The sequence below is a fragment of the Variovorax sp. 10L426 genome, assembly GCF_056395305.1.
This window is the reverse complement of record NZ_JBFTJF010000018.1, coordinates 28,974-55,103: the sequence shown is the minus strand read 5'-3', so window position 1 is coordinate 55,103 and position 26,130 is coordinate 28,974. Positions and strand designations below refer to the sequence as shown.

Sequence of the window (26,130 nt, the reverse complement as noted above, 5' to 3'; positions counted from 1 at the left end):
GATGAACGCCCCCGTCGACGTCTCCTTCTTCACGCGCGCCGCCAAGCCGCTGACCAGCTACCGCAAGTATTGGGCGGCGCGCTTCGGCACGGCCAAGTTCCTGCCGACTTCGCGTGCCGAGATGGACGCCCTGGGCTGGGACAGTTGCGACATCATCGTGGTCACCGGCGACGCCTACGTCGACCACCCGAGCTTCGGCATGGCCGTGATCGGCCGCATGCTGGAGGCGCAGGGCTTCCGCGTCGGCATCATCGCGCAGCCCGACTGGCACAGCGCCGATCCGTTCAAGGTGCTCGGCAAGCCGAACCTGTTCTTCGGCGTGACGGCCGGCAACATGGATTCGATGATCAACCGCTACACGGCGGACCGGAAGATCCGCAGCGACGACGCCTACACGCCCGGCGATGTCGGCGGCAAGCGGCCTGACCGCGCGGCCATCGTCTATTCGCAGCGCTGCAAGGAAGCCTGGAGCGACGTGCCGATCGTCCTCGGCGGCATCGAAGGTTCGTTGCGCCGCATCGCGCATTACGACTACTGGCAGGACAAGGTGCGCCGCTCCATCGTGGTCGATGCCAAGTGCGACCTGCTGCTCTACGGCAACGCCGAGCGCGCGATCGTCGAGATCGCACATCGCCTGGCCGCGCGCGAGCCGGTGCACCAGATCACCGATGTGCGCGGCACTGCATACGTCCGTCGCGAAACGCCTGAGGGCTGGTTCGAGATCGATTCGACCAGTGTGGACGAGCCCGGCCGCGTCGAGGCGCACGTCAATCCCTACCTGATGGTGTCGGAGCAGGCCAAGGCCAACGGCGCGACCTGCGCCAAGGAAGACGAGGCCCAGGCCGTTGCCGCGGCTGCCGAAGCGGCGGGTTCCGTCAATCCCGCGATCAAGCCGCTGACCTTCGTCCCCAATCCGGCCTTGCAGAGCCGCGCCCGGGTCAAGGTGCCGCCACGCGACCGTTCGGTGATCAGGCTGCCTTCGTACGAGCAGGTGCGTGCCGATCCGGTGCTCTACGCCCACGCCAACCGCGTGCTCCACCTCGAAACCAACCCCGGCAATGCGCGGGCGCTGGTGCAGGCACACGGCGAAGGCACGACCGCACGCGACGTCTGGATCAATCCGCCCCCCATCCCGCTGACCACGGCCGAGATGGACCATGTGTTCGACCTACCGTATGCGCGCAGCCCGCATCCGCGTTATGCCGACGAGCATGGCAGCCACGACGGCGCGACCAAGATCCCGGCCTGGGAAATGATCCGCTTCAGCGTGAACATCATGCGCGGCTGCTTCGGCGGTTGCACCTTCTGCTCGATCACCGAGCACGAGGGCCGGATCATCCAGAGCCGCTCCGAGGATTCGATCATCAAGGAGGTCGAGGCAATCCGCGACAGCGTGAAGGGCTTCACCGGCACCATCTCAGACCTCGGCGGGCCGACGGCCAACATGTACCGCATCGGCTGCAAGTCGCCGGAGATCGAGGCGGCCTGCCGCAAGCCGAGCTGCGTGTACCCCGGCATCTGCCAGAACCTGAACACCAATCACGATCCGCTGATCAAGATCTACCGCCGCGCGCGTGCGCTCAAGGGCATCAAGAAGATCCTGATCGGCTCCGGCCTGCGCTACGACCTGGCCGTGCAGTCGCCCGAATACGTCAAGGAGCTCGTGCAGCACCACGTGGGCGGCTACCTCAAGATCGCGCCCGAGCACACGGAGCAGGGCCCGCTCACCAAGATGATGAAGCCGGGCATCGGCAGCTATGACAAGTTCAAGCAGATGTTCGAGAAGTTCAGCGCCGAGGCTGGCAAGAAGCAATACCTGATCCCGTACTTCATCGCCGCGCATCCGGGCACCAGCGACGAGGACATGATGAACCTCGCGATCTGGCTCAAGAAGAATGGCTTCCGCGCCGACCAGGTGCAGACCTTCTACCCATCGCCCATGGCCACCGCCACGGCGATGTACCACACCAACAGGAATCCGCTGCGCAAGATCACCCGCGAGAGCGAGACGGTGGACATCGTGCGCGGCGACAAGCGCCGCCGCCTGCACAAGGCCTTCCTGCGCTACCACGATGCCAACAACTGGCCCTTGCTGCGCGAGGCCTTGAAAGCCATGGGCCGCGCTGACCTGATCGGCAACGGCAAGCATCACCTGATCCCGACTTGGCAGCCGCTGACCGACGGCAGCTACCAGAGCGCACGACGCAAGAACTCGACCACCGTCGCGCTCACGCCGGTGAAGCCCGTGAAGGGCCGCATCCTGACGCAGCACACCGGCCTGCCGCCGCGCGATACCGGGGCGGGGCGCCCCAGGCCTTCTGCCGGCAAGCCGATTCGCAAGGGGCGATAGACCAGCGAAGGCGAAGCGGTTGCTGTAGGGTGTCGTCCATGAACAAGCCGCTCGCCGCGATCCTTCTTCGTATCGGTCTCTGGCTCTTGATGAGTGCCACGGCGCTCGGCGCAAACGCAGCGCTGGATGCAGGCTCGGCGCCGGCCATGCGCGAACTTCACCGCAAGCTCGGCGACCAGCTGGCCAACAGCCCCTTGAAGCGTCCCGTGGTCCTCGATTCGAAGGAGACCGACGGCGGATTGCAGGGCGACGTCTATGCGGTCGTGGACGATTCCATCGACGATGTTCGCCATGCGCTGGAGCGATCGTCTCAGTGGTGCGACATGCTGGTGCTGCACATCAACAACCGCCGCTGCCGCGCGGCTCGCTCATCGGGCGGAGACACCGTCACTCTCAGCGTCGTGCCGCGCTACGACAAGCCGATCGACCAGGCGTTCGAGCTGTCGTTCGTTCACCGGGTCGTGCATGACTCGCGCGACTACCTGTTGGTGGATCTGTCCGCCGAGTCGGGTCCCATGGGCACCAGCCATTACCGCGTTCTGCTCGAAGCCATTCCGCTCGCCGAGCGCCAGACCTTCCTGCACTTTGCCTATGCCTACGACCACAACATGATGGCAAAGCTCGCCACGCAGGCCTACCTCGCGACCTTCGGCAGCAACAAGGTGGGATTCACCGTGGTCGGCAAGACGCCGGATGGCGCGCCCGAATACATCCGAGGCCTGCGCGGACTGGTGGAGCGCAATGCGATGCGCTACTTCCTCACGCTCGACGCCTATCTCGATGGGCTCTCCGTGCCGCAGGCCGAGCGGGAAGACAAGCGCCTGAACAGCTGGTTCCAGTCGGTCGAGCAGTACCCGACGCAACTGCACGAGATCGACCTCTCGACCTACCTTGCGATCAAGCGCGAGGACCGACAACGCGACGCACAGGCACCGCGCTAGGGTCGCAGTACCAGCACCGGCGTGTGCGAGTGCGTCAGCACATGCAGCGTTTCGCTGCCCATCAGCAGGCGCTTGATGCCGCGCCGGCCGTGCGAAGCCATGACGATGAGGTCGCAGTGGTGGACGCGGGCGGCCTCGATGATGGCTTCGGACACCAGCTCCGACTGCATGACGATGGAACGACAGCTCTTCACGCCTTGCGCGTCGGCCTTCTCCTTGACCGCGTCGACCACGCGCTGCGCCTCGACGTCGGCCTGCTCCCGAAGGCGCGTGACCTCCATCTGGCTGAGCAGCAGCGAGCCTTCGAAATAGCTGGACGGGTACTGGTGAACGACCTTGACGGCAATGAGTTCCGCCTGCGTCAGGACGGCAAGGTCAATGGCGCTGGTCACCGCCACTTCCGACAGCTCGGAGCCGTCGGTGGCAACGAGGATGCGTTCATACATGGCGAACTCCCCCCGGGCGGGGACGCCCGCCCGCGTGTTCAGATTAGTGCGCCGGGAGGCGCCGGGCAAGGTGTGCCGTCGCGTCTAGACGGAATTGCCTAGTAACAAGTCCGGCGACCTGCAAAAACCCAACCCGGTGCAAACCCGGTGTCTCAGTGCACCGAAATTAAGTAGTCTCTCCATGAAAATGTAGAAGTTGCTTACTTTCCGTTGGCATGGTTTCTGCAGCGCACCGCGTCAAGCAACTTGCCGGCACCTTCCCGAGGACAGTTCATGACCGCCTATGCCTATAACGCCTGGTACCCGCTCGCATGGTCGCGAGACGTCGGACGCGACATCGTTGCGCGCCGGCTTCTCGAGGAGGATCTTGCCGTCTATCGCACCGAGGACGGCGTCGTCGCGGCGCTGGAGGATGCCTGCCCGCACCGGCTGGCGCCGCTGTCGATCGGCCGGCTGCGTGGCAATGCCATCGAATGCGCCTACCACGGCCTCACCTTCGATTGCGCCGGCCAGTGCGTTTCCGCGCCGGGCATGTCGCGGATACCGCCCAGCTTTCACGTGCGCAGCTATCCGACGGCTGAGAGCATGGGCATGGTCTGGGTGTGGATGGGGGACCCCGAGCGGGCCGATCGCAGCCAGGTTTTCCATTTGCCCGAATACGACGACCCCAGCTATAGCGTGGTCGAAGGCGATGCCTTGCTCGTTCAGGCCAACTACCTGAGCCTGGCGGACAACCTGTGCGACCCGACGCATGTGGTCTTTGTGCACCAGACAACTTTGGCGAGCGCGGGCCGCGAGGAGACACGCGTGCAGCACGAGCGCCAGGGCAACAAGGTCGTGACCTGGCGCTGGGTGATCGACGGTCCGTTGATTCCGGTCTTCGAGGGCTTGAAGGACTTCGGCGGGAACGTCGATCGCTGGCACTACTACCACTACCACGCGCCCAGCATCGCGGTGATCGACTTCGGTTCCGCGAAGACCGGCACCGGCGCACCCGAGGGCAACCGCGACAACTGCATCCAGATGTACGCCTGCCACTTCATCACACCGGTCGATCAACGCAGTTGCGTGCAGCATTGGCTCTGTCTGAGGAACTCGCCGTCGGACCCGGTCGTCGACGAGCGCCTGCGCAGCAACCTGCGGCTTGCCTTCAACGAGGACAAGCGCGTCCTGGAAGCGATCCAACGCAACGAAGACAAGCCGCGCCAGTGGCACCGCATTCAGCTCGGCCTCGACGGCTCGTCTATCAAGATGCGCCGCATCGTCGAGGAAATGGCTGCCGGCGACGGCTGAGCCGCGCTGCGTCTTGCTTCACGTCCCGCATTCCGCCCCAGAAAGGACCCCCGCGATGAAATCCCTCATTTCCGCCGCAGCCCGCGTGCTGGCCGCCAGTGTCTGCATCGTCGGTGCGCAGGCAGGCGCGCAAGGCACGATCAAGATCGGTGAAATCAACAGCTACAAGGCGCTGCCGCAAAACCTGGTGCCCTACAAGCAGGGCTGGCTACTGGCGCAGGACGAGATCAACGCGGCCGGCGGCGTGCTTGGCAAGAAGCTGGAAACCGTGTTCCGTGACGACAACGGCAACCCGGGCGACGCGGTTCGTGTGGCCGAAGAACTCCTCTCGCGCGAGAGCGTGGACATCCTCGCGGGCGTGACCTTGTCCCATGTCGGGCTCGCATTGACCGATTTCGCGAAGCAAAAGAAGGTCTTCTTCCTGGCCTCGGGTCCGTTGAGCGACAAGGTCGTCTGGGACAACGGCAACCGCTATACCTATCGCCTTCGCTCCGGCACCTACGCACTCGCCACGTCGGTGATCGGCGAGGCGGCAAAGCTGCACAAGAAGCGCTGGGCACTTGTCTACCCCAACTATGAGTACGGGCAAGCGGCCGCGGCGGCTTTCAAGGAAAACATGAAGAAGGCGCAGCCCGACATCGAGTTCGTGGCGGAGCAAGCGCCTCCGCTCGGCAAGATCGACGCCGGCGCCGTCGCGCAGGCGCTCGCCGATGCCAAGCCGGACGCGATCTTCAACGTGATGTTCGGCAGCGACCTCACCAAGCTCGCCCGCGAAGGCAAGACGCGAGGCCTGTTCGAGGGACGCGAAGTGGTCAGCCTGCTGACTGGCGAGCCTGAGTACCTGGACCCGCTCAAGGGCGACGCCCCGGAAAACTGGATCGTGACCGGCTACCCCTACGCCAACATCGACACGCCGGAGCACAAGGCATTCCTGGCTGCCTACCAGAAGAAGTACAACGACTATCCGCGCCTGAACTCCGTGGTCGGCTATGCAACGGTCAAGGCCATTGCTGCGGGAATCCAGAAGGCGGGCTCGACCGATACCGAGAAGCTCATCACGGCCTTCAAGGGCCTGCAGTTCGGCTCGCCCTTCGGGCCTGTCGTCTTCCGGCCCCAGGACAACCAGTCGACGCTGGGTATCTTCGTGGGGCGCACGGCGGTCAAGGACGGCAAGGGCGTGATGCCCTCAGGCGTCTACTTCGACGGCGCGAAGCTGCAGCCGTCGGATGAACAGATCCGCAAACTGCGCAACCCCTCGTGAGCGCGACGCTTCCGCCCATCGGCTGCAACGGTCGCGGCGCGCAGGCCTCCTCGATCGCGTCGCCCGTTTCGCTCAATGAGGCGCCGGTCGAAGAGCAGTTCAGGCTCGTCCGCGAGGCGGGTGCGTTCGATTTCTTCGACCGGCTTCCGATGCCCGGGCAGGTGGACGACTACTTGCGTTGCATCGAGCGCTACGCGCTGCCGGTTCGCACCGCGAGCTGGTTCTATGCATTGGGGCGCGACGAGGGGCTGCTGGCCGAGAAGCTTCGGCTTGCGGGGGAGGTGGGTGCCGAGACGCACAACATCATGCTGTACTGGCACGACGCGAAGGGACGCCCGATCGAAGACCGCGAGGTGGTCGACTTCTACCTGCGCGCTTACGACGAAGGCATGGCGCGGGGGATCGAGCCGGCTTTCGAGTTCCACGTCAACATGTGGAGCGAGGACCCGCGACGGGTCGCGCCGGTTGCGCGGGCGGTGCGGGACCGCGGCATTCCATTCCGCTTCACGCTCGACTACAGCCACGCCATCTTCAAGATGGGCAACGCCGAGGAACTGGCGATCTGCGGGCTGACCGAGGATGTCGCGGCGGGGCGTGCCGTGCTCGACCCGTTCCAGCCCGGCAATTTCGTCGACCAGTGGATCGAGATGGGCATCGTGCGTTGGCTCCAGCTGCGCAGCGTGGCGCCGAACGGACCGCGCAATCGCTGGTCGATCAGTGATCCGACCGACGCGGTCGCGGCCGTGCCCGAGCATTCGATCTTCCCCTACCGCAGCGGCGAGCCCGGGCGCGGCATTCTCTATCCGTTCGCTGCGCCGGCTGACGGCGAATGGCATTCGCACTGGGATGAAAGCAAGCTCGACTGCACCAAGGAAGTGGTGCGCAAGGTGCTCGCCTACCACCGCAGCCACGACGATTCCCCGTTGCGCTGGATCACGACGGAGATGATCAACCTGCCCGACTACGCGCACAACGCGCGCTTCTCGCTGATCGACCAGAACGCGGCGATTGCGCGCTTCGTTCGCGAAACGTGGGCGCAATCAGGCGCTGCCTGATCACTTTCCGTTCGAGGCCGGCTTTCGCTTCGGCTTGGCGGGCGCTTTGTCGGCGCGTGGCAATGTCGCAGCGGCGGCCTCGGGCGACAGCATGGTGAGCACGACATCGCAGATGTGGGCTCGCCATGCCGCGCGGCGCGGGCGGCTCATCAGGTCGGCACCGAGCCACGCGGAACAGGTGTACTGGTTCGACAGGTAGAAGAAGCCGAGCGACATGATCGTCATCAGCACATGCTCGGAAGACACGTCGCGTCGGAACACGCCCTTGGCCTGCCCGCTCTCCAGCAGCGTCTGGACCGTCTCCACCAGAGGGAGGGTGACGCGTTCGACCTGCAGCCACTGACGGATGTGCTTGCCGCGCAGCAGGTTTTCGTTCATCAGAAGGCGGACCAGGTTCGGGTGCGAAAGATAGTGGTCCCACGAGTGAAGGACCAGCTGGCGGATCCCTTCGACAGGATCTTCAGGCGTCACGAATTCGCGCTGGGCGCCGATCATGCCTTCGTAGATTTTTGCAAGCACTGCCTGGTAGAGCCGCTCCTTGTTGCCGTAGTAGTAGTACAGCATCCGGTCGACCGTGCCGGCCGCCGCGCTGACGCGCTCGATCCGTGCGCCTGCAAAGCCGTGCTCCGCGAATTCCTCGATGGCCGCTTCGAGGATGCGCGTCTCCAGGAGGTCGGTGCGCTCGCGCCGCAGGCGCCGGCGGGTCGGACCGCCTTCCTCGGCAGAAGGGACGTCGTCCGCTCGCGTCGCGCGGCGGCCGCTGCGAGCGGCTGAAGGTGATCGATCTGACACGCTGGGGTTGCTCCGGTCCGTCAAGGCATATGCACAGCGCCCATTCTCTCGCATGCCTTCGACCGAACCGTACGTTCGGGATAGATCGAAATTTAAGGTTTGCTGAGGGATTGCTTAAGCATTTCTTAGCGGCGCGCGAAGCGTCGAATTCCTAGACTTCTTTCCCAGCAGGAGGGCGCATGGGGCGCCAGCCGCTGAACCGAAAAGAAGGACTCCCATGAACATCGATCCGCGCGAAATGCGCCAGGTCGCGGCGGTTGCAGCACCCCGCGTCGATCTCTACGTCGGCATCCACAAGGCATTGCGCGCGCTGATGGCCGACAACCTGCTCGCGCTCGGGCGGATGGATTGCGACGACGCGCTGGAACTCGCGCAGGTCACGCAGCGCGTCCTGCAACTGCTGGAGATCTGCCGCTCGCACCTGCGCCACGAGAACGACTTCGTGCACACCGCCCTGGAAGCCCGCGCGCCGGGCTCCAGCGGCCAGATTTCGCACGAGCATCAAGAGCACGTCGAAGCCATCGAGGCGCTGGCGCGGCAGACCACGGCGCTGCTGCAATGCGACCCTGCCTCGCGCGCCGAAGGCACGCTCGCGCTGTACCGCGCGCTGTCGCTGTTCATCGCACACAACTTCGAACACATGCACGTCGAGGAAACGGCGCACAACGCGGTCCTTTGGGCGCGTTACACGGATGCCGAACTCGAGCAGATCCATGGCGCGCTCGTCGCCTCGATTCCGCCGGAAGAGATGATGTTCATCGTCCGCTGGATGGTGCCTTTCATGAACCCGGCCGAGCGAACCGCCATGCTGAGCGACATGCGCGCGCATGCTCCGGCACCCGCGTTTGCCGCGGCACTCGACGTAGTGCGTCCGCACCTCACCGAGCGCGAGTGGGCCAAGCTCGCAGCCAGCCTCGGATTGCCAGGGTGAATGTCACCCCGCGATTTCGGTGAGCGCGACGGGCCGTTCCACCCGCAGGCTGAAGCGGCCGCGCCCGGTTTTCTCGAGGCGCAGATGCGGACTGTTTTCCGCGAGGCGCCGCTGCAGCAGCACCAGGCGCGCTTCCAGGTTGTCCGAGAGATCGGGCAACTTGATCGCGGGATCGAGCCGAAGCTCGCGGTTGGTGAACTCGGTGCGGCCCTGCTGCGCGTATTCGCGCAGCAGCTTGCCGAGGATGGCGCCCGCCACGCCCTTGATGAGGTAGCTGTCGCCGATGAAGACGCTGTTGTTCGCGAGGTAGTGGCGCACCGGCATCGGCGCGCCGCTGGCGGACGCCACGGCGGGCGGCGCCGGTTCTTCCGGTGTCGAGGCCGGTTCATCGGCGGCGCGCAACAACTCCAGCGCCGCGCCCAGGTGGCCGGCGATGGCGACCAGCGCGTCTTCGTCGTCGAAGCCGAAGCGCATGTCGAGCGGGCTCTCGACGAACAGTGCGCCCAGCAGACGCCCACCCGAGACGATGGGAACGGCGAGCTGGCTGTGCGGCTCGGGCAGGCCGGGAAACGGAATCTCCGTGTCGAGGACGATGCCGGGCTCGATCTCGCGCAGGCTGCTGCGCATGGCATGGCTGTAGCTGGCCGCATTGGTCATGTGGCCGATGCGAACCGGCGTGCGCTCGCGCGCGGCCACCCCGATGACCCCGTGACCGATCTCGATCTCCGAGCCGACGCCGGAGGTCGCGTACCCGCAACTCGCCACCGTGTAGAGGCGTTGCGTGGCCGAGTCCAGCATCAGCACCATGGCGTGCTGCACGTCGAGGTGATCGTTCAGCGCCGCGAGCACGGATTGCAGCAGTTCGTCGGTGGCGCAGCAGGCCGCGAGCCGCTCGGCCGACCGGCGCACGCCCGCGAGCAGCCCGTGCCGGAGCGGAGCCGGCGCGAGGCGTTCACCTTCCAGGCCTTCGATGGACTCGACTTCATACACGTCGGACCCCCGCAGCTGGAACACGCCCGCCATCCCCGAATGCGAGGCAATGCCTGCGAGCTGCGCCTTCATCCGCTCGAACAGCGGGCCATGGGTCTCGGTCCGCAGGTAGCGCAGGTGCAAGCGGTAGTACCCGGCGGTGGCCGGATCGATCAGCAGCACGCCGGCGCAGGGATTGGCGAGGATGTTCTGCCGCGTCTTGTTGAAGAACTGGAACGACAGCGCGACATGCCGCTCGTCCACGTAGTAGACCTGCGAGATGTATGCGACGTTGGGTGTGCCGTCTTCCGCGCAGGTCGACATGATGGCCGGGACCGCGCCTTCGAAGCACGAGCGGATGGCGTGCAGCGAGAGGGGCGGTCCGGTTGCGCTCATTGCGTAACCTCCGTGCTCCGCACTGCGGTGCGAGCTTGCTTGGGGCGGCCCGGCGCGGCGCTCATGAGGCGGCCGTCGCGGGCAGGGCGCTGCCGGCCTTGGGCCCGGGGGTTTGGTCGAAGGCAGCGTCGGGGCGGAAATACACCGCCACCAGGTCGTCCAGCCTGAACGCCAGCACCGTGTGGACGAAGGGGAGGTCGCAACCGACCAGGCTCAACTCGTGTTCCATGGATTTCAGGTAGCGCCGCAGGACCGGCAGATCGCCTTCCTCGGCGCCGCGGAGTTCGGCCTTGCGAGCCTTCACCTGCACGGTGCGATGGCTCAGCGGCTCGCTGAACACCACGGCGACTTCGCCGGTCGCGGCGACATCCTGCAGAAGCTGCCTCGCGTGGGTGCGTGAGACGAACACGGTGATTTCCGTTCCGTCCGGCGAGATGCTCGTGCCGACCGCGCGCATCACACTGGGTCGACGCGCCGCATTGCGCGAAGCGACGTTGGCGGAGACCCCCTTGTCGATCAGCGCGATGTGCTCGGGGCTCAGCAGAGGACGGGAAAGTGTGTCGGCCATGGCGGAGGATCGGCGGAGACCGGCATTTTGATTCAAAAGTTCGCATTTTGCGGCACGGATTCCGTGCCGGCCCGACCTGCGGGCTGTGCGTGCGACCGGGCCTCAGGTCGAGCGGCGGATTCCCGGCGCCCTTACGACAAGCGCACGAGCCGGGCGGCGGCGGGCCGGCGCGACGGAATCAATGCGCCTTGCGGCGTGCTTCGCATGCGACGGACCACAACCGCCATCAGCGGCGGCGCCGGGGGTGTGGGTGTGGCGTCCTGGCGCTTCGATACCCCGATGTCGCCGAGCGCCTTCTGCAATGAAGCCTCCAGTTGCAACGCCCGTTCGGTCGGCAACAGGCGCGGCCCGTCCCGGAGCAGCAGAGGGTCGTCGAAGATGACCCGGAGGCGGTCGAGCGCGGCCCCGATCACGTAGGAAGATCGCTTGAGCCGTGCCGCCGTTCGCGAGACGCTGCGCTCGTCCATCAACGCGCTGAACACGTGCAGCAGGTAGGTGTCGAAAGGGTCGTTGGAGCGTGACATGGGCGTTCGCCGCACAGCGATGGTGCCTCGGCGCACCGGCGCCAGTCGCCGGCGGGCCCCAAGGCAGGTTTTGCCGTGCCGCTGGCGACGACCAAGCGATTGGCGTGCCATGTCGCGGTTTCCGATTTCTTTCGGTTTCTTACGCCAGACTGAGCGGCTTCCGGGCGGACTTGCACGACCGGGTCCGGCGGAAGATGATGCCTTGCGAGCCGGCCTCCCCTGGTTCGCCGGACGCAGGAGGTTTCGATGGCACGACATCCATCCCCCGATCGCACCCGCCGCGGACTGCTGACAGCAGGCGGCGCCTGGGTCGTTTTTTCGGCGATGCAGCCGCGCTTGGCACTGGCGCAGGCGGCATCGGGCGGCATGCGTATCGGCGTCATCGGCTCGGGGCACATCGGCGGCACGATCGGCGGACTCTGGGTCAAGGCCGGACATCCGGTGATGTTCTCCTCGCGCCATCCCGAGGAACTCAAGGACCTCGTCGGCGGCCTCGGCTCGCTGGCCAGCGCAGGCACGGTGGCGCAGGCGATCGCCTTTGGCGACGCACTGTTCATCGCGGTGCCCTATGGTGCGCTGCCGCAAATCGGCAAGGACTACGGCAGTTCGCTCAACGGCAAGGTCATGCTCGATGCCTGCAACGCCGTGGCCTCGCGCGACGGCACGGTGGCGGACGAGGTGGAGAAAGAGGGCATCGGTGTGGTCTCGCAGAAATACCTGTCCGGCGCGCGGCTGGTGCGCGCGTTCAACACCATGTCCTACATGATCTTCGCGCGCGAGGCCCACCGGCCCGATCCGAAGCTCGCGATCCCGATCGCCGGCGACGATCCGGAAGCGGTCAAGGTCGCCGCGGGACTGGTCAAGGATGCAGGCTTCGACCCGGTGGTGGTCGGCAAGCTGGCCGACGCCCGGCGATTCCAGCGCGGTGGGCCCGGCTACGGGCAATCGGTGAGCGCGGCCGAACTCAGGCAGAAGCTGTCGCTGGCGCCATGACGCCGGTCCAGCGCTGGCTGCGGCGGGCGGTTCCGGCGACGCCGCAGGAATTGGCGGCGGCGCTCTGGTCCTTCGGCTACTTCTTCGCGCTGCTGGCCGGCTACTACGTGCTGCGGCCGTTGCGCGACCAGATGGGTATCGCGGGTGGCACCCGCGCACTGCCGTGGCTCTTCACCGCGACCTTCGTGACGCTGCTGGTCGCGCAGCCGCTCTATGGCGTGCTGGTGGCGCGGCTGCCGCGGGCGCGCTTCATTCCGATCGTTTATCACTTCTTCGTGCTCAACCTGGCGCTGTTCTGGCTACTGCTGGAGATGGGCATCGCGCCGGTGATCGTGGCGCGCGTGTTCTTCGTCTGGGTCAGCGTCTTCAATCTGTTCGCGGTCGCGGTGTTCTGGTCGTTCATGGCGGATCTGTTCACCAGTGAGCAAGGCAAGCGGCTGTTCGGATTCATCGGCGCTGGCGGCACGGCCGGCGGCCTGCTGGGGCCGGTGATCACGATTGCGCTGTCGGTGCCGCTGGGGCCGCACAACCTGCTGCTCGCGGCCATCGTGTTCCTGGAGATCGCCGTGTTCTGCGCCTATCGCCTGGAGCGCAGCACCGGGTCGCCCCAAGGGCAGCGGCGTGACGAGCGCCGCGTCGGCGGCAGCGCCTTCGCAGCGCTGTCGGGGCTGGTGCGGTCGCCTTACCTGCTCGGCGTCGGCGCGTGGGTCAGCCTGCTGTCCTTTGGCGCGACGATCCTTTATTTCGTCCAGGCCAATGTGGTGTCCGCAACCGTGCACGGCGCTGGCGCGCAGACGCGGATCTTTGCCAGCATCGATCTGATCGTCGGGCTTCTGACCCTGGCCACGCAGGTCTTCGCCACCGGCAGGTTCATTCAACGCTTCGGCACCGGCGTGGCGGCGGCTGCGTTGCCGGCGGTGTATGTCGTCGGCTTCCTGATGCTGGCGTGGATGCCGGGCCTGGCCGTGGTGTTCGTGTTCCAGGTGACCCAGCGGTGGATGAATTTCGCCATCGCCAATCCGGCGCGTCAGGTGTTCTTCACGGTGGTCGGGCGCGAGGAGAAATACAAGGCGAAGAACATGATCGACGTGGTGGTCTATCGAGGCTCAGACGCGCTCTACGGCTGGGTCTTCGACAGCCTGCAGGCGATCGGACTCAAGATCGGCGCCATCGCGTTGTGCGCGGTACCGGTGGTGCTCGCGTGGCTTCTCCTGTCGACGGCGCTGGGCCGCACGCAGGAGCGTCGCGCAACCTTCCAGGGCATCCGCGCGCAAGGGGATCTGCCATGAAAACAGGGATGACACGGCGAGGTTTTTCCGCGCTGGCGGCGGTGGCCCTGGTGCCGCAAGCCGCATTCGCGCAAGACAAGGAGGCAGCGCTCATCGCGCGCGCCATTCCGTCCACGGGCGAACTGCTTCCGGCGGTCGGTCTCGGCACCGCGAATGTGTTCGACAGCGATGACGCCCGTACGCGCGATGCAGCGACGCAGGTCGTCCGGACCTTGCTCGACGCCGGCGGACGGCTCGTCGATACGTCGTCCGTCTACGGCGATGCCGAACAGGTGCTGGGCCAGGTGATGACGGCCGGCGGATGGCGCGACAAGGTCTTCGTGGCGACCAAGCTCGAGGCGCCGGACGCGGCGGAGCTGGCGCGCTCGCAGAAACGGCTCGCGACGCAAAAGATCGACTTGCTCCAACTCCACAACGTGCGAGATCCGCACCAGTCGCTCGCCCAATTCAAGGCCTGGAAGGCGCAGGGCGTGTGTCGCTACATCGGCATCACGTCCACCTCGCATCGCGACTTCGCAGCCATCGAAGCCGTGCTCCAGCGCGAAAAGCCGGACTTCGTGCAGATCGGCTACTCACTGGACGACCGCGAAGCCGAGGCGCGCATCCTGCCGATGGCGGCGGAAGTCCGGGCCGGCGTGCTGACCGCGCTGCCTTTCGGTCGCGCCAGGTTGTTCCGGGCGGTGCGCGGCAAACCGGTTCCCGACTGGGCGGCGGGGTTTGCCGGCAGTTGGGCGCAGTTCTTCCTCAAATACCTGCTGGGCGACACGCGGGTCACAGCGGTGATTCCGGGCACCTCCGATCCGGCGCACATGGCGGACAACCTCGGCGCCATGCGGGGGCGGCTCCCTGACGCCGAGCAGCGTCAACGTATGGTTGCTTTTATCCAGAACCTCTGACCGTCGCGGCTGAAACTTGCGGGCGGCGCCGAAAGTCGAACAACGACATTCGGCGGAGGTTCGCCATGAAGCGTCTCGCACTGGCCTTGATGATGGCCGCCTTGGCTGGCGGCGCAACGACTAGTCTTGCCTTCAACGGCGGCATGCAGGGAGGCGGTGGCTTTCACGGGGGAGGCCGGGGTTCGGCCGGCGCGGTCCGCGCGGTGCCCGGGGGCGGCGGGTTTTCCGGGGGACAGCGTGCTGTGGTCGTGCGTCCCGGATTTCCTGGAAATCCCGGTTTTGTTCGCCCCGGTTTTGGCCGCCCGGGGTTTGTGGGTCCGGGGTTTGTTCGCCCAGGGTTTGGTCACACGGTTGTTGTTCGCCCCGGCTTTCCGTTCCGGCCAGGGTTTCCGGTACGGCGCTTCGCGGTCGTAGGTGGGCCGGTGTTCTTCGGGCCGCCGCCCGTGGTTTTCGTGAGCAGCGGCGTCCCTGCCCTCTGGTATTGCCAGAACCCGATCGGCTATTTCCCGTCTCTCCAGGACTGCCCGGTGGGCTGGATCCAGGTGCAGTAGTCAGCTGGATCGGCTTCGAGCGCTTTTCTTCTGGCTCTCGCCACGCGGGACTTCCGCGCCCATGGCGTTCGCCTGATCGAGCCAGGACAAGGCGTCGACGTACGCCATGAACCGGTTCAGGTATTCCGGTGACAGGTCGCGCATCAGCGTGAGCGAGCGATGCACGAGGTGGTGGGAGTTGAGGGGGCCGGCGTTGTCCGGCACTTTCGCCAGTGATTGCGTCAGCCGACGATCGGCGCTCAGCTTCGACCAGGTGCTCCTGAAGTAGCTGAGCGTCTTCAACTCGGGAGAAGCGGGGAGCCCGTGAAGCACGTCGCCGTGCGGCGGCGCATGCCGGGCGATGTGGTCGACGAGTGCGGCGAGCGGTCCGCGAGCCGGCGGAGTCTTCTCTTTCTGCGCTGAAGTGTTGGCGACCGCACCTTGGGTCTTTTCGAGATCCTCGCCGTACGCCGCCAGCAGCTTGGCCACCTTGTCATCCAGGATGCGCCGCGCTTCGCCTTGATGGGCGGCGGCGCGGGTGACCATCGCCTCGATGAACCGAAAACGCACGGGATCGAAGCGATCGTCGCCGCGCTTGCGCCATGCCTCGATCATCGCGGGGTCGTTGCTCACGGCGCCTTCGTGCTCGTGTTCGTCCGCTTCGGCGTCGGCGCCATCTCCACACGGCGATTCTTCGCTCGTCCGTCGGCATCGGCGTTCGACGCCACTGCCTGCTCGGAACCGAACGCAGCGGCAAAGACGGAGGACGAGGGGATGCCTTCCTCGATCATCGTGCGCGTGACCGTCAACGCGCGTTGCGCCGAGAGCTCCCAGTTGTCGGCGAATTGGCGGTTGCCGCCCCGTACCTGGCGGTCGTCGGTGAAGCCGCTCACCATCAGGATCTCTTCGCGCGACGCGAGGTAGGCGGCCAGCGGAGCCGTGAGGCTCTTCAACAGTTGGCGGCCTTCGGGCTGCAATTCGGCGGAGTTGACGGCAAACAGCACGCTGCCGCTGATGCCGATGCGGCCGTTGTTCAGCGTGACGCGGCCTGCCGCCAAGGGGCCCGCCAATGCCTTTTCGAGTGCCTGCAGGCGCTGGGCTTCGGCCTGCTTCTGCTTGAGTTCGGTTTGCAGCTTGTTGGTGAACTCCAGTTGCATGCCGATCGCGCACACCAGGATGAGCACGAAGGCCCCCAGCAGACCCGACATCAGGTCGCCGAAGACGGCCCACACGGGCACCGTCGGCTCCACGCCGGCGTCGAGATCGTCCGTCATCACGCTTCGCTGCCCACCGCCGCGCGGTTGCCCGCGATCTGCTGCAGATCTTCGACGATCTGCTTCTGCGACATGATGCTCAGGTCGATGACTTCACGGGCCTGCGCCACGTAGTAGTCGAGCTGTTCGTCACTGCGCGCAATGGACTTGCCGAGCGCACCTTCGATGCGCTGCAGATGGGCCACCAGCTTGTCGTTCGATTGGCTGAAGAGCTGCACCGCCAGACCGAATGCCTCGCCCAGGCTCGCCACTTCGACGGCGCTGCCGGTGATCTGCGCGGCGACGCCGGCCATCTTGTCGGTTTCCGCGTCGATCTTGTCGGTGAAGCGGGTGCCGACGCGGTCCAGCAGGTCCGCCGATGCGCCGACCAGTGCGTCGATCGCGGCGCGTTGTTCGGTGGAAGCGTGGTTCACGGCACCGAGCAGGGTCTCCAGCGTTTCGAGAATGCGGCTGCGCTCTTCCAGCATCGTGTTGTCGCGCGCCATGCTGTCCGACAGCTTCTGGCGCAGTTCGGCGATCACTTCCGCCGCCGCCCGAGGCGCTTCGGAGGCTACCTGCATCAGTTGGGCGATCTCGGCGATCGTGTTCTTCGCTTGCACTTCCGTCTGTGAGGAGATATCGCGCGCGGTGTCGGCCAGCGTCTTGCAGATCTCCTGCTGCTGGCTTTCGGTGCGTGCGCCCGCTTGCTGCCACTCTTGCTGCAGCGACACGGCCATCGCTTCGAGCGCCTGGGTCCAGGCTGCCAGCCGTTGCTGGTCGCGCGACGCCACTTCCGTCTGCAGGTCCGTGTGCGCCTGAGCGACTGTTTGCAGCAGTGACGCCGAATGTTGCTCGAAGGTGGCTGCGGCGGTTGTCAATGCGCGATGCGTGTCCCCGGACAGGTTATGGCTCACGCGCTCTTGCTGTTCCAGGGCGCTTCGCCATGTGTTCGACACGCCCTCGACAGCGGTTTCGAGGTGGGCGGAAACGCTTTCCACCAGCGATGCAGAACGTTGTTCGAAGGTTTCGGTGAACCGGTCGAGCGAATTGCGCAAGTCATTCGATTGCGCCTCGCTTGCTCGCTTGTGATCGGCGAGCGCTGATTTCCAGATGTCTGCCACGTCGGTCGTGCTGGTCTCGAAGCGGGACGACAGCCCGTCGAGCTGACGCTGCACGCTTTGCTCGATGGTTGCGTTCAACGAGGCCGCCTCGCGCGCGATCCCGGCCATTGCGGCTTCGACCACCGGCTGGAAAGTCGCGCCGGCCACGCGGGCGCTTTCGGTCAGGCTCTGTTCCAGCGAGCGGCTGACGGACGACGCCAGACCGGCGTACGCGGCCTCGGCCTTGCCATGGAAGTCGTCCTGGCCCGAGATCAGGCGTTCGTTGAGCGCATGGCTCTGGCGCTCCATCGTCGCCATCATGAGTTGCAGCCGGTCGACAAGCGCAGGCATCGCCTGGCTCTGCTGCTGCAGCAGCTTGAAGGACTCTTCGCGTTGATGGGCCAGGGAGAAAACGCGCAGCGTGGTGGCGATCCGTGTGTCGAGCATCTGCGCGGCCTGCAGGCGGTCGCGCCGGCAGAAGGCGGAGAGGAGGCCCAGCATCGCGGACGCTGCCACGCCCGCGACGGAGGTGCCGAACGCCAGCCCCAGGCCCTTGACGGGCGCAGCCAGCGAGGAGCGGATGGCTTCCAGGTCCGTCGCGCTCTCCAGTGCGGAGCCGGTGCCGTTCAGCGTGACCACCATGCCCAGGAAGGTGCCCAGCATCCCGAGCAGCACGAGGAGACCTGCCAGGTACGGCGTCAGGGCCGGGCCGGGCAGGCCGACACGCTCGCCTTCGATGCGAAGGCGCACCGCGTTCCGAAGGGAAGGGTGCAGCGCGTCGAGCCAGTCGCCCAGGGTCGACGGGGGATGAGACATGCCGGTCACCGCATGCGTCAGCGTGGCCGTGGCCTGGTGGAAGCGGCGCAGTTCCAGCGCGCCCATCAGATAGAACGCGCCGACGAGCACCGTGACGGCCAACGCCAGGGGATTCGAGCCGATGTATCCGGTGCCGACCCAGCACACGGCGGCCAGGCCCACGAAGAAGGCAGCGTAAGAAAGAAATCTGTTCATGTCGGCTTGGTTAGCTCGATCGAAGGGTTTCGAGCAGCCCCTCGATCGGTTGAAATCGAATATCCAATTCGGCGAGCAGCACGGCCTGCATGTTCTTGCGGAACACGTCCTGCCACGCTTCGGGCGGGGCTTCGTCGTCGGATTCCGCCTGTTGCCGAGCAGCCTGCCGCAAGCGCTTGAAATGCTTTTCGAGCAATCCCGGCACGGTTGCGAGCAAGCGGTGCTCGTGCGCGTCCAGCGCGTGTTCCATGACGGCGTCTACCGCGGCAAGCTGGGCGAGGGCGGGCGACCGGGCCGCGAGCTTCGTCCGCAGACGACCGCGCAAGGGCCCGATGGCCGCTTCCATGGCCTGTTGCCGCGCGAGATAGCGCTGCCGGTATGGCGCAAAGTCGGCCGCGAGCGCGCTGCCTTCGGTGATGGCGTTCACCAGCGAGGCGCGAACGCGGGCGCATTCGCCTTCTTCGGCGCTCGAGAATGTCGATACCCCGGCGGACGCGGTCGCCGGGCTGCCATTCAGCGCTGCGGACAGCGAAATGGCGTCAGTCCAACTGACCCAATGACTCAATCGATCCGCGAAAGCCTGTCTGGATTCGGGAACGTTGATGTCGGTCAGTCGAGCGAGCAAGCGAGTGAGCGCCGAGCCGGTGAATCCTGTGCGCCGAGACGCTTGCACTTGCACCATGCTGCCAATTGGGAAAACCCGGCAGTCTACACTGGTCAGTTACCCGGGAAGGCCCGTCCAGAGTGCCAAGGCGGGCAATTTCTGTATCAATCCTGTCAACCGGCCAGTGTGAGCAGCGGCACATCGCGCTCGCGCGCCATGGCTTCAAGTTCGGCGCGGGTGCGGGTGCCGATCCAGCGCGTGATGGCTTCGTGCGTTTCAGGGGCAGCCATGTTCGACGATGGCGGCAACCCAGCGGCTTCGCTGAGACGCGCGGCGAAGTGCGGCTCCAGGGCGGCGACAGCCACGCGCCCGTCTGTGCAGCGGTAGACGCGGTAGCCCGCATGGGCGCCGCCGACCGCGCCCGTAGGCTTCGTCAGCCCCCAGGCATGGGGCAGCGCCAGCCAGTCGGCGGCGGCATTGAGCGCGACTTCCAGGTAAATCCCCGGGGTGTGTGAGGCGCCGGTGCGCAACGCAGCTTTCAGCACCGCCTCGCTCCCCAGGAGCGCGCCGCCCATATCGGCATACAGCGTCGGCGGCAACTCCGTGCCGGTGACGAGGCCGCTTTCGGCGAGATAGGTGAGGTCGTGTCCGGGTTCTTCGGCGCGCTCGCCGGGCGCGCCGACGATCGCGACCTGCGACAGTCGCGGGTGCCGTGCATGCAAGGCGTTCCACGCCAATCCGAGCTTGGCGAGCGCCGAGGGCCTGAACGACGTGAGCAGCACATCGGTGTTTTCGAGTGTGCCGTGCAGTTGCCGCTGCCCGGCTTCGGTCTTGAGGTCGGCGACTTCGATGGTCACGCCCTCATGCAGTGCCGCGTAGGCGGTGGGGTTGTAGTGACCCATCGGATCGCCCGACGGTGGTTCGAGCTTGGTGCAGGTGGCGCCCATGGCGCGGCAGCGCATCAGCGCGGCAGGTCCGGGGAGGTTGAGCGCAAGGCTCAGCACGCGAACGCCGGCCAGCGGCGCAAAGGTCTCTGGAAATGAAGCAACGGACATGGGTGGATCCTCGGGCAATGTCGCGTGGGAGCTTACCGGCTTGCGGCGTCCGATCTACGATGCGTGTTCCACAGATCCAACCATTCGACAAGGAGACACGCATGTATCAGTCCGATCTCATGGCCGGTCAGCGCATTCTGGTGACCGGCGGCGGCACCGGCCTCGGCCGCGCGATGGCCGAGCGCTTCCTGGGCCTGGGTGCCGATGTCGCGATCTGCGGCCGGCGCCAGGTGGTGTGCGAGGAAACCGCGGCCGAATGGCGCACGCAGTTTCCCGAGCGGCGCGTCGACGCCTTCGGCGTCGACATCCGCAATGCGCAGGCGGTCGATGAGATGGTCGAGAGCCTGTGGCAGTCCGGCGGGCTGACGGGACTCATCAACAACGCGGCGGGCAATTTCGTCTCGCCGACCGAGGCCCTGTCGCCGCGCGCATTCGATGCGGTCGCCAACATCGTCTTCCACGGCAGCTTCTATGTGACGCAGGCCGTCGGCAAGCGCTGGGTGGCTGAGGCGAAGGAGGGCAAGTGGAAGGCCGGCGACCCCTATCGCAGCGTGATGAGCATCATCGTGACCTGGGTCGACAACGGCAGCCCGTATGTCGTGCCGTCTGCCATGAGCAAGGCGGGCATCGAGGTGATGACCAAGTCGCTGGCGGTCGAGTGGGCGCGCTACGGCATCCGACTCAACGCCGTGGGACCGGGTGAGATCCCGACCGAAGGCATGAGCAAGCGCCTGAACCCCGGTGAAGAGCCCGGCGCGCGCAGCAAGGCGCTCAACCCGATGGCGCGCACAGGCCGCATGAGCGAACTGCAGAATCTTGCCGCCTTCCTGATGGCGCGTGGCCAGTGCGATTGGCTGACCGGCCAGAGCATCATGATGGACGGCGGCGGCGCGCTGGCAACCGGCGGCAACTTCTATGAGTTGCGCCAATGGAGCGACGCCGACTGGCAAGCGGCACGCGAACGCATCGAGGCGCAGAACCAGAAGGACAAGGCACAGCGGTAGCGAGAGCGGCATCAGGCAGAATGCGCGCGAGGCCGCTCGCGAATTTCCGCGCTGACGGAAAGAGCGACCTCAAGCCGAGTGCGTGTAGGCCCGTGCATGAACGGCCGGGCCGTCGCGCGAGGACAGGTGCGATCAGAACCTCAGGGAGCAAGTACATGGCCACAAGAGCCAATGCATTGAAATATCTCCGCGCGGCCACCGCCGTTGCAGGGCGCGATTCGAGCGATCAACGACAGCCCGTTGAGCCCATCGTCCGACCCGCATACCGACGATGACCGCCGCCCGACCCCGGTGGCGCATGCGTTGGTGGTCTTGGCTCTTGCTGGCGGTCTCGCTGGCGGTTGTACTGCCTACGCTGGCCTTGGGCGGCTACATCGCCTTTCAGCTCAATCGCCAGTACTTTCCGCGATTTGATTTGCCGGCCTTTGATGCGGCCAAGGCTGCTCAACTCACGCCCGAGAAACGGGCGGCCTATGAGCAGGAGCTTTTCGGCGAACTGCTTCGATGGAATATGGGCAGCCGTCGATATCCCAACAGAGACGACTTCATCCGACGCGAACAGCGTTGGCAGCAGATGGCCGATGACGGTTTGGAATTGGCGCACATCACGCTCAGCGTGCTCAGGCCGTCGAATTTGCAGGTCTACGCGTTGTCGGGGCCCATGAAGCGGCTGGAGGCGTTGGCCGAGCATGGGGATACCGGGGCCATGTGCTTGATGACCGGGCTCGTTGTCAGGGCCGCGTCCACGCTGAGGATCGATGGCTACGCCCCCCTCTATAAGAAATGGCTCGAGCGTGGCGCGGAGTTTGGTCATCCCGAATGTCTGATGCAGTTGGGAGGGCGTCTTCTGTTGGGCGTTGATGGCTATCCCCAAGACATTCACCGAGGCCTGAGCTTGGATTTCGCTGCGCGCCGCGCCGGCTATGCGAATGATGCGAGCGCGTTGATTCTGTATTTCATGGGCCTTGGGTTTGCCGATCCGCAAGATGTGCGGCGCCTGTACGACGGAAAACCAAGTCCTGCCATTTCCTTCGCTGCGTACAAGGATCTCGCAAACGTGCGGCGGTTGTATTGCTGGACGCAGATCGAAGGGCAGTCCAGCATCACCGATGTATCCAGCTACTGGCTGAAAAGCCTTCGGCGAGAAGCCGTGCGCACTGATCGGCCCGAACTGGCCGCTCTGCACGACGAACTTCAAGGCAAGCACTACAGCTTGCAAGATTGCGTAAACCTCGGAACGGGAGAGTAAAAATGAGCACTTCGCAACTACCGCAATCGCGCCGGGAACAACAGCGCAGTGAGTGGGCCGCGCGGGCGGTTCAACTGGATCAGAGTTACGAGGCGGCCCAGATCGCCAGGGCCAGCACGAAGTGGGTTGCGGCGAAAGAACCATCTTCAGAAGCCGCCGCCGCCCATGCCCAAGCTGGCCGCGCCGAACTCGCCGCTGCAAAGGCTTACAACGACTTCCTCGAAACCGGCTCGACGGCTTACAAGCTGTCGCAAGACATCGCCGGTCGGCTCAAGTCTGGCGGCGATCTAATGAGCGCGTTGGAGCGCCACGCACTGCAGATCGAACAGCGCAATCTGGAACAAGTCTCCATCGAGTTCCAGAATTTCAAGAGCGAAGCTCAACTGGCGCCCATATTTGCCGCGCCCGTCTACGCCGACAACAAGATCTACAGCGTTGATGGTTCGGTCCGTTGGGACCCATCCACCGTCACGGGCCAACTGGGAAGCGCCTGGGATTCGGTCAAGCGAACCCTCCCCGAGCTCGCCCACGCGCCCTTCACGCCGGAGCAGCAAGCCAAAGCCTGCGAAAACGTCCTCGATGTCTTTGCCGGCGCCCTCATCGGAAAAGCGCTGCCCGCACCCGGCTCCTGGTCCTTTCGTGAACGCGAGGTCTGGAATCAATTGGCCGGCCGTGGGTACCCCTCGAACGATTCTCCCAGCGCAAGGACCTGCCGCCTGATCTATCCGCCCGGCGGCGCGCCCGAGCACCTGCAAAAGTACGGCATCGGGCAGCCGCAAGCCAACCCTGGCGACGATGTTTGGACACGGGTCGATCGCATGCTTGAAGCCGGCAAGGCCGGTGACTGGGCCACCTTTCGCACGCATACGCAGGCACTGGCGGCGATGCCGGCCGCGCAGGAAATGACGGCGCAGGCCAAGTCGACGGTGGATCAGCAGGAGCAGCAGGCCGCTCTTCAGGCACAGGTGGCGCAACAGACAGCCGCGCAGGCGCAACAGCAAAACCATCCCGTCATGCGCATGACGCACTGACGACGGTGCAACTCAGAACACACAACAGAGCAGAAAGAGGTAAGGGAAGTTGATGCAACAAGACGAATTGGCGCAGCGCTTCGCCAAGGTCGCGGCGTTGATGGAGCAGTTCGAGCGCAACTGCGTGGCGATCGATCAACGCCTGCATTCGCTGGCCGAAGGGATGCAGGGTGCAATGCAGCAGCTGCCGGTCGTTGTCGGGCAGGCGGCCGACCGTTCATTGCAGATGTTGCCCGGCCGGGTGATGGACAAGGTGCAGGACGGCCTGCAGCGGCCGGTTCAGGTCTATCAGCAACAACTGGACACTGCCGGCGGCGAGATCAGGGAGGGGGCGCATGCCTTGGCCCGTCAGCTCCAGCGCATGGAGCAATTGCACCGTTTGCTGATCTGGAAGGTTGTCGCTGCCACGGTGGCTTGCCTAGTCCTGCTGTTCGCGGGTGGTCTCTGGCTCTCGATGCACTACGCCGGTGTGATTCGAGAGAACCAGGTGAGCGCCGATTTGTTGAAGGCTTACAACGCCGCTGATGTCGTCGTCTGCGGTGGTCGCCTGTGTGCGAACGTGGACCCCAAGGTACGCCGCTACGGGAGCCAAGGCGAATACTTGCCTGTCAGATCGCGTTAAAGCGGTCGGTCGCGGGTGGATGCAGCAAGGCAGTCTCAGGAGAGCGCACGTCGAGTCATGACCAGGGCCTGCTTTGCAATCCCCTGGTTGATCACCAGCCCGAACAGTACCGCCGTCGTACCGACCCACTGCGCCGGGCTCGGATGTTCGCCGAAGCTCACCGCTGCGGCAGCCAGCCCGACGACTGGCACGAGCAGGGAGAACGGCACCACGCGGCCCGCCGGGTGGCGCTGCAAGAGGCGCGTCCACATCGTGTAGGCCAGCAGGGTCGCGAACCAGGCGAGGAACAGCACTGCAATCACGGCAGGCAGGTCGAGTCCGGCGAGCTGGCGCAGCACGGTCGAGGGACTGGTCATCGCTGCCGCAAGCGCAAAGAAGGGCACGATCGGCACGAGGCTGCTCCACACGATGAAGCCGAAGGGGTCGTAGCCCGGCGCGGAGCGCACCGCAAAGCGCACCACGATATTGGAGGTGGCCCACATCAAGGCAGCCGACAGCGTGAGCACGAAGCCGATCAAGGTCATCTGCCCCGGTCCGTCGCCGTGTGCGGCGGCGATCAGCAGCAGCCCCGCGAGCGCGACGGCCAGGCCGAGCCATTGGCTGGGGCGCGCCTTCTCGCCGAGCAGCGGCGCCGCCAGCAGCAGCGTGAAGAAGGCTTGCGTCTGCATCACGACCGAGGCCATGCCGGCCGTCATGCCGAGTTGCAAGCCGAGGAAGAGCAGCCCGAACTGACCGAGCCCTTGTGCGAGCCCGTAGGCCACGAGGTAGCGCCAAGGCAGTGGCGGCCGGCGCACGAACATCAGGAGCGGCAACGATGCCACCGCGAAACGCAGCGCACCGAGCAGCATGGGGCTCAGGTCGCGCAGCCCGATCTTCATCGCGACGAAGTTCACGCCCCAGATCAGCACCACGCCCAGGGCGCGTCCGAAGTCGCCGCGGCTGAGGCCGGCGGCCGCCGTCACGCGGCGACCCGGCGCTGCGCCTTTTCGTCTGCAGCGCGCGCGGCCTTGAAGGCGAGGAAGGCTTCGAGGCTCGTCTTGCGCGGCACGTAGCCGAAGTCGGATTTCAACCGGGCGTTGCACAGCACCGGCCGGTAGCGCAGGAAGTCGAGCTGCTCCGGCCCGTAGCGCGTCACGCCCAGCCGCGAGCCGATCGAGAGCGCGAGTCGCAGCAGCGGCGCCGGCAGGACCAGCATCGGCTTGCGCAGGATCGACGCGATCTGCGGTAGCGTGATCGCGCCGTCGCCGGCGACGTTGAAGCAGCCGGCACGACCGGTGGTGATCGCGTGGATCACGCAGCCCGTCACGTCCTCGTCCCAGATGAAGACGAAGGGGCTGTCGCTGCCGCGGATGGCCAGGATGCGCGGTTTTTCGAACAGCGCGGTGATCTGGTTGCGCACGCTGGCGCCCAGGATCGTGCCGATGCGAAGCACCGTCTGGCGCAGCGCCGGATGCGAGGTGCGATAGGCGGCGAGCATTTCTTCGACCAGTCGCTTGTGATGGGCGTAGGCGAAGGCGTGGTTGCCGCGCAGCGCGGTGTCTTCGCAGATCCACGCGGGGTTGTCCGCGTGGTAGCCGTAGGCCGCGCCGCTGGAAGACACGACGATGTGGCCCACGCCGTTCGCGATGCAGGCTTCGAGCACGTTGCGCGTGCCGAGTACGTCGACCGAGTACTCGAACTGGCGCGTGCTGTCGGGGCCCGGCGTCACGATGGAGGCGAGATGGATCACCGTGTCGATCGCGTGTTCGCCGAGCGTGGCGCCGATCTGGGGCGTGCGCACGTCCTGCACGGCATAGGTCACGCCGGGCACCTGGCGCGATGCCGGCACCTCGCGGACATCCAGCGCGACGACGTGCTGGATGTCGGGCAGCCGGGCGAGCGCGGCGACCACCGTGCGGCCGAGAAAACCGTCGGCGCCGGTGACGAGCACGCGCCGTGCCGCGATGGGCTGGGAGACTTCCATGGGT

At 65.8% G+C, this 26,130-nt stretch carries 26 protein-coding genes; 14 read left to right on the top strand and 12 right to left on the bottom strand.

Annotation, left to right across the window (positions count from 1 at the left end):
* The first annotated feature begins 1 nt into the window (after nt 1).
* Nucleotides 2-2,350, top strand: coding sequence for a YgiQ family radical SAM protein (locus AC1DHL_RS23630; RefSeq protein WP_478163562.1), 2,349 nt, complete (start codon nt 2-4; stop codon nt 2,348-2,350).
* Nucleotides 2,351-2,388: 38 nt separating this feature from the next.
* The gene (locus AC1DHL_RS23625) at nt 2,389-3,291 is read left to right on the top strand and encodes a hypothetical protein (protein WP_478163561.1); all 903 of its coding nucleotides are present in this window, start codon (nt 2,389-2,391) and stop codon (nt 3,289-3,291) included.
* Here the strand turns inward: AC1DHL_RS23625 and AC1DHL_RS23620 are convergent.
* Nucleotides 3,288-3,737 (bottom strand): universal stress protein, encoded by a 450-nt coding sequence (locus AC1DHL_RS23620; protein WP_478103770.1) that lies wholly within the window; start codon nt 3,735-3,737, stop codon nt 3,288-3,290. The genes AC1DHL_RS23625 and AC1DHL_RS23620 overlap by 4 nt on opposite strands.
* 273 nt (nt 3,738-4,010) lie before the next feature.
* Here AC1DHL_RS23620 and AC1DHL_RS23615 point away from each other — a divergent pair, with 273 nt between their 5' ends.
* From AC1DHL_RS23615 to AC1DHL_RS23605, 3 genes are read left to right on the top strand one after another with little or no spacing between them, the layout of a single operon-like run.
* The gene (locus tag AC1DHL_RS23615) at nt 4,011-5,030 is read left to right on the top strand and encodes an aromatic ring-hydroxylating dioxygenase subunit alpha (protein WP_478103769.1); all 1,020 of its coding nucleotides are present in this window, start codon (nt 4,011-4,013) and stop codon (nt 5,028-5,030) included.
* 55 nt (nt 5,031-5,085) lie between these two features.
* Nucleotides 5,086-6,291: an ABC transporter substrate-binding protein gene (locus AC1DHL_RS23610; RefSeq protein ID WP_478163560.1), complete on the top strand. Its 1,206-nt coding sequence runs from the start codon at nt 5,086-5,088 to the stop codon at nt 6,289-6,291.
* Entirely contained in the window at nt 6,288-7,346 is a 1,059-nt protein-coding gene (locus AC1DHL_RS23605) for a sugar phosphate isomerase/epimerase family protein (protein ID WP_478163559.1), read from the top strand. The genes AC1DHL_RS23610 and AC1DHL_RS23605 overlap by 4 nt, the downstream gene beginning before the upstream one ends.
* Here AC1DHL_RS23605 and AC1DHL_RS23600 read toward each other — a convergent pair whose 3' ends face one another.
* Nucleotides 7,347-8,138 (bottom strand): TetR/AcrR family transcriptional regulator, encoded by a 792-nt coding sequence (locus tag AC1DHL_RS23600; RefSeq protein ID WP_478163558.1) that lies wholly within the window; start codon nt 8,136-8,138, stop codon nt 7,347-7,349.
* A 217-nt stretch (nt 8,139-8,355) separates the two neighbouring features.
* Between AC1DHL_RS23600 and AC1DHL_RS23595 the strand changes: the two genes are divergently transcribed.
* On the top strand, nt 8,356-9,069 hold the full coding sequence (locus tag AC1DHL_RS23595; protein ID WP_478103764.1) for a hemerythrin domain-containing protein: 714 nt from the start codon (nt 8,356-8,358) through the stop codon (nt 9,067-9,069).
* Nucleotides 9,070-9,072: 3 nt separating this feature from the next.
* Here AC1DHL_RS23595 and AC1DHL_RS23590 read toward each other — a convergent pair whose 3' ends face one another.
* The 3 genes from AC1DHL_RS23590 to AC1DHL_RS23580 all read right to left on the bottom strand — a co-directional run bounded on the left by AC1DHL_RS23590 (nt 9,073) and on the right by AC1DHL_RS23580 (nt 11,526).
* A complete protein-coding gene (locus AC1DHL_RS23590) occupies nt 9,073-10,434 on the bottom strand; it encodes a GAF domain-containing protein (RefSeq protein WP_478163557.1) in 1,362 nt (453 codons plus the stop codon).
* Between the two features lie 61 nt (nt 10,435-10,495).
* Nucleotides 10,496-11,002 (bottom strand): hypothetical protein, encoded by a 507-nt coding sequence (locus AC1DHL_RS23585; RefSeq protein ID WP_478163556.1) that lies wholly within the window; start codon nt 11,000-11,002, stop codon nt 10,496-10,498.
* Between the two features lie 131 nt (nt 11,003-11,133).
* Complete coding sequence (locus tag AC1DHL_RS23580; protein WP_478163555.1) at nt 11,134-11,526, bottom strand: LysR family transcriptional regulator; 393 nt, start codon at nt 11,524-11,526, stop codon at nt 11,134-11,136.
* A gap of 246 nt (nt 11,527-11,772) precedes the next feature.
* On the opposite strand from AC1DHL_RS23580, the gene AC1DHL_RS23575 reads away from it, so the two are divergent.
* From AC1DHL_RS23575 to AC1DHL_RS23560, 4 genes are all read left to right on the top strand, one after another.
* A complete protein-coding gene (locus AC1DHL_RS23575; protein ID WP_478163554.1) occupies nt 11,773-12,519 on the top strand; it encodes an NADPH-dependent F420 reductase in 747 nt (248 codons plus the stop codon).
* Nucleotides 12,516-13,808 (top strand): NTP/NDP exchange transporter, encoded by a 1,293-nt coding sequence (locus tag AC1DHL_RS23570; protein ID WP_478163553.1) that lies wholly within the window; start codon nt 12,516-12,518, stop codon nt 13,806-13,808. Before AC1DHL_RS23575 ends, AC1DHL_RS23570 begins: the two co-directional genes overlap by 4 nt.
* A complete protein-coding gene (locus tag AC1DHL_RS23565; RefSeq protein WP_478163552.1) occupies nt 13,805-14,704 on the top strand; it encodes an aldo/keto reductase in 900 nt (299 codons plus the stop codon). Before AC1DHL_RS23570 ends, AC1DHL_RS23565 begins: the two co-directional genes overlap by 4 nt.
* A 65-nt stretch (nt 14,705-14,769) precedes the next feature.
* Nucleotides 14,770-15,255, top strand: coding sequence for a hypothetical protein (locus AC1DHL_RS23560; protein WP_478103754.1), 486 nt, complete (start codon nt 14,770-14,772; stop codon nt 15,253-15,255).
* Here the strand turns inward: AC1DHL_RS23560 and AC1DHL_RS23555 are convergent, their stop codons facing one another.
* The 5 genes from AC1DHL_RS23555 to AC1DHL_RS23535 all read right to left on the bottom strand — a co-directional run bounded on the left by AC1DHL_RS23555 (nt 15,256) and on the right by AC1DHL_RS23535 (nt 20,257).
* Nucleotides 15,256-15,849 (bottom strand): DUF2894 domain-containing protein, encoded by a 594-nt coding sequence (locus tag AC1DHL_RS23555; RefSeq protein ID WP_478163602.1) that lies wholly within the window; start codon nt 15,847-15,849, stop codon nt 15,256-15,258.
* A gap of 14 nt (nt 15,850-15,863) precedes the next feature.
* Nucleotides 15,864-16,508 carry an OmpA family protein gene (locus tag AC1DHL_RS23550; protein ID WP_478163551.1) on the bottom strand — a complete coding sequence of 215 codons (645 nt, stop codon included), beginning with the start codon at nt 16,506-16,508 and terminating at the stop codon, nt 15,864-15,866.
* The gene (locus AC1DHL_RS23545; protein ID WP_478163550.1) at nt 16,508-18,598 is read right to left on the bottom strand and encodes a DUF802 domain-containing protein; all 2,091 of its coding nucleotides are present in this window, start codon (nt 18,596-18,598) and stop codon (nt 16,508-16,510) included. Before AC1DHL_RS23545 ends, AC1DHL_RS23550 begins: the two co-directional genes overlap by 1 nt.
* Before the next feature lie 10 nt (nt 18,599-18,608).
* A complete protein-coding gene (locus tag AC1DHL_RS23540) occupies nt 18,609-19,280 on the bottom strand; it encodes a DUF3348 domain-containing protein (RefSeq protein ID WP_478163549.1) in 672 nt (223 codons plus the stop codon).
* A gap of 95 nt (nt 19,281-19,375) precedes the next feature.
* Nucleotides 19,376-20,257, bottom strand: a complete 882-nt coding sequence (locus AC1DHL_RS23535) for a CoA transferase (protein ID WP_478103748.1) — start codon at nt 20,255-20,257, stop codon at nt 19,376-19,378.
* A 101-nt stretch (nt 20,258-20,358) separates the two neighbouring features.
* On the opposite strand from AC1DHL_RS23535, the gene AC1DHL_RS23530 reads away from it, so the two are divergent.
* The 4 genes from AC1DHL_RS23530 to AC1DHL_RS23515 all read left to right on the top strand — a co-directional run bounded on the left by AC1DHL_RS23530 (nt 20,359) and on the right by AC1DHL_RS23515 (nt 24,163).
* Complete coding sequence (locus tag AC1DHL_RS23530) at nt 20,359-21,261, top strand: SDR family oxidoreductase (RefSeq protein ID WP_478103747.1); 903 nt, start codon at nt 20,359-20,361, stop codon at nt 21,259-21,261.
* A 271-nt stretch (nt 21,262-21,532) separates the two neighbouring features.
* Nucleotides 21,533-22,510, top strand: a complete 978-nt coding sequence (locus AC1DHL_RS23525; protein ID WP_478103746.1) for a hypothetical protein — start codon at nt 21,533-21,535, stop codon at nt 22,508-22,510.
* Nucleotides 22,511-22,512: 2 nt separating this feature from the next.
* Nucleotides 22,513-23,541, top strand: coding sequence for a hypothetical protein (locus AC1DHL_RS23520; RefSeq protein WP_478103744.1), 1,029 nt, complete (start codon nt 22,513-22,515; stop codon nt 23,539-23,541).
* 52 nt (nt 23,542-23,593) lie between these two features.
* Nucleotides 23,594-24,163, top strand: a complete 570-nt coding sequence (locus AC1DHL_RS23515; RefSeq protein WP_478103743.1) for a hypothetical protein — start codon at nt 23,594-23,596, stop codon at nt 24,161-24,163.
* Nucleotides 24,164-24,198: 35 nt separating this feature from the next.
* On the opposite strand, the gene AC1DHL_RS23510 is transcribed toward AC1DHL_RS23515, so the two are convergent.
* Together AC1DHL_RS23510 and AC1DHL_RS23505 are read right to left on the bottom strand one after the other, a co-directional pair.
* Nucleotides 24,199-25,125, bottom strand: a complete 927-nt coding sequence (locus AC1DHL_RS23510; protein WP_478103742.1) for an EamA family transporter — start codon at nt 25,123-25,125, stop codon at nt 24,199-24,201.
* Complete coding sequence (locus AC1DHL_RS23505; protein WP_478103741.1) at nt 25,122-26,126, bottom strand: SDR family oxidoreductase; 1,005 nt, start codon at nt 26,124-26,126, stop codon at nt 25,122-25,124. The genes AC1DHL_RS23510 and AC1DHL_RS23505 overlap by 4 nt, the downstream gene beginning before the upstream one ends.
* Nucleotides 26,127-26,130 lie beyond the last annotated feature (4 nt).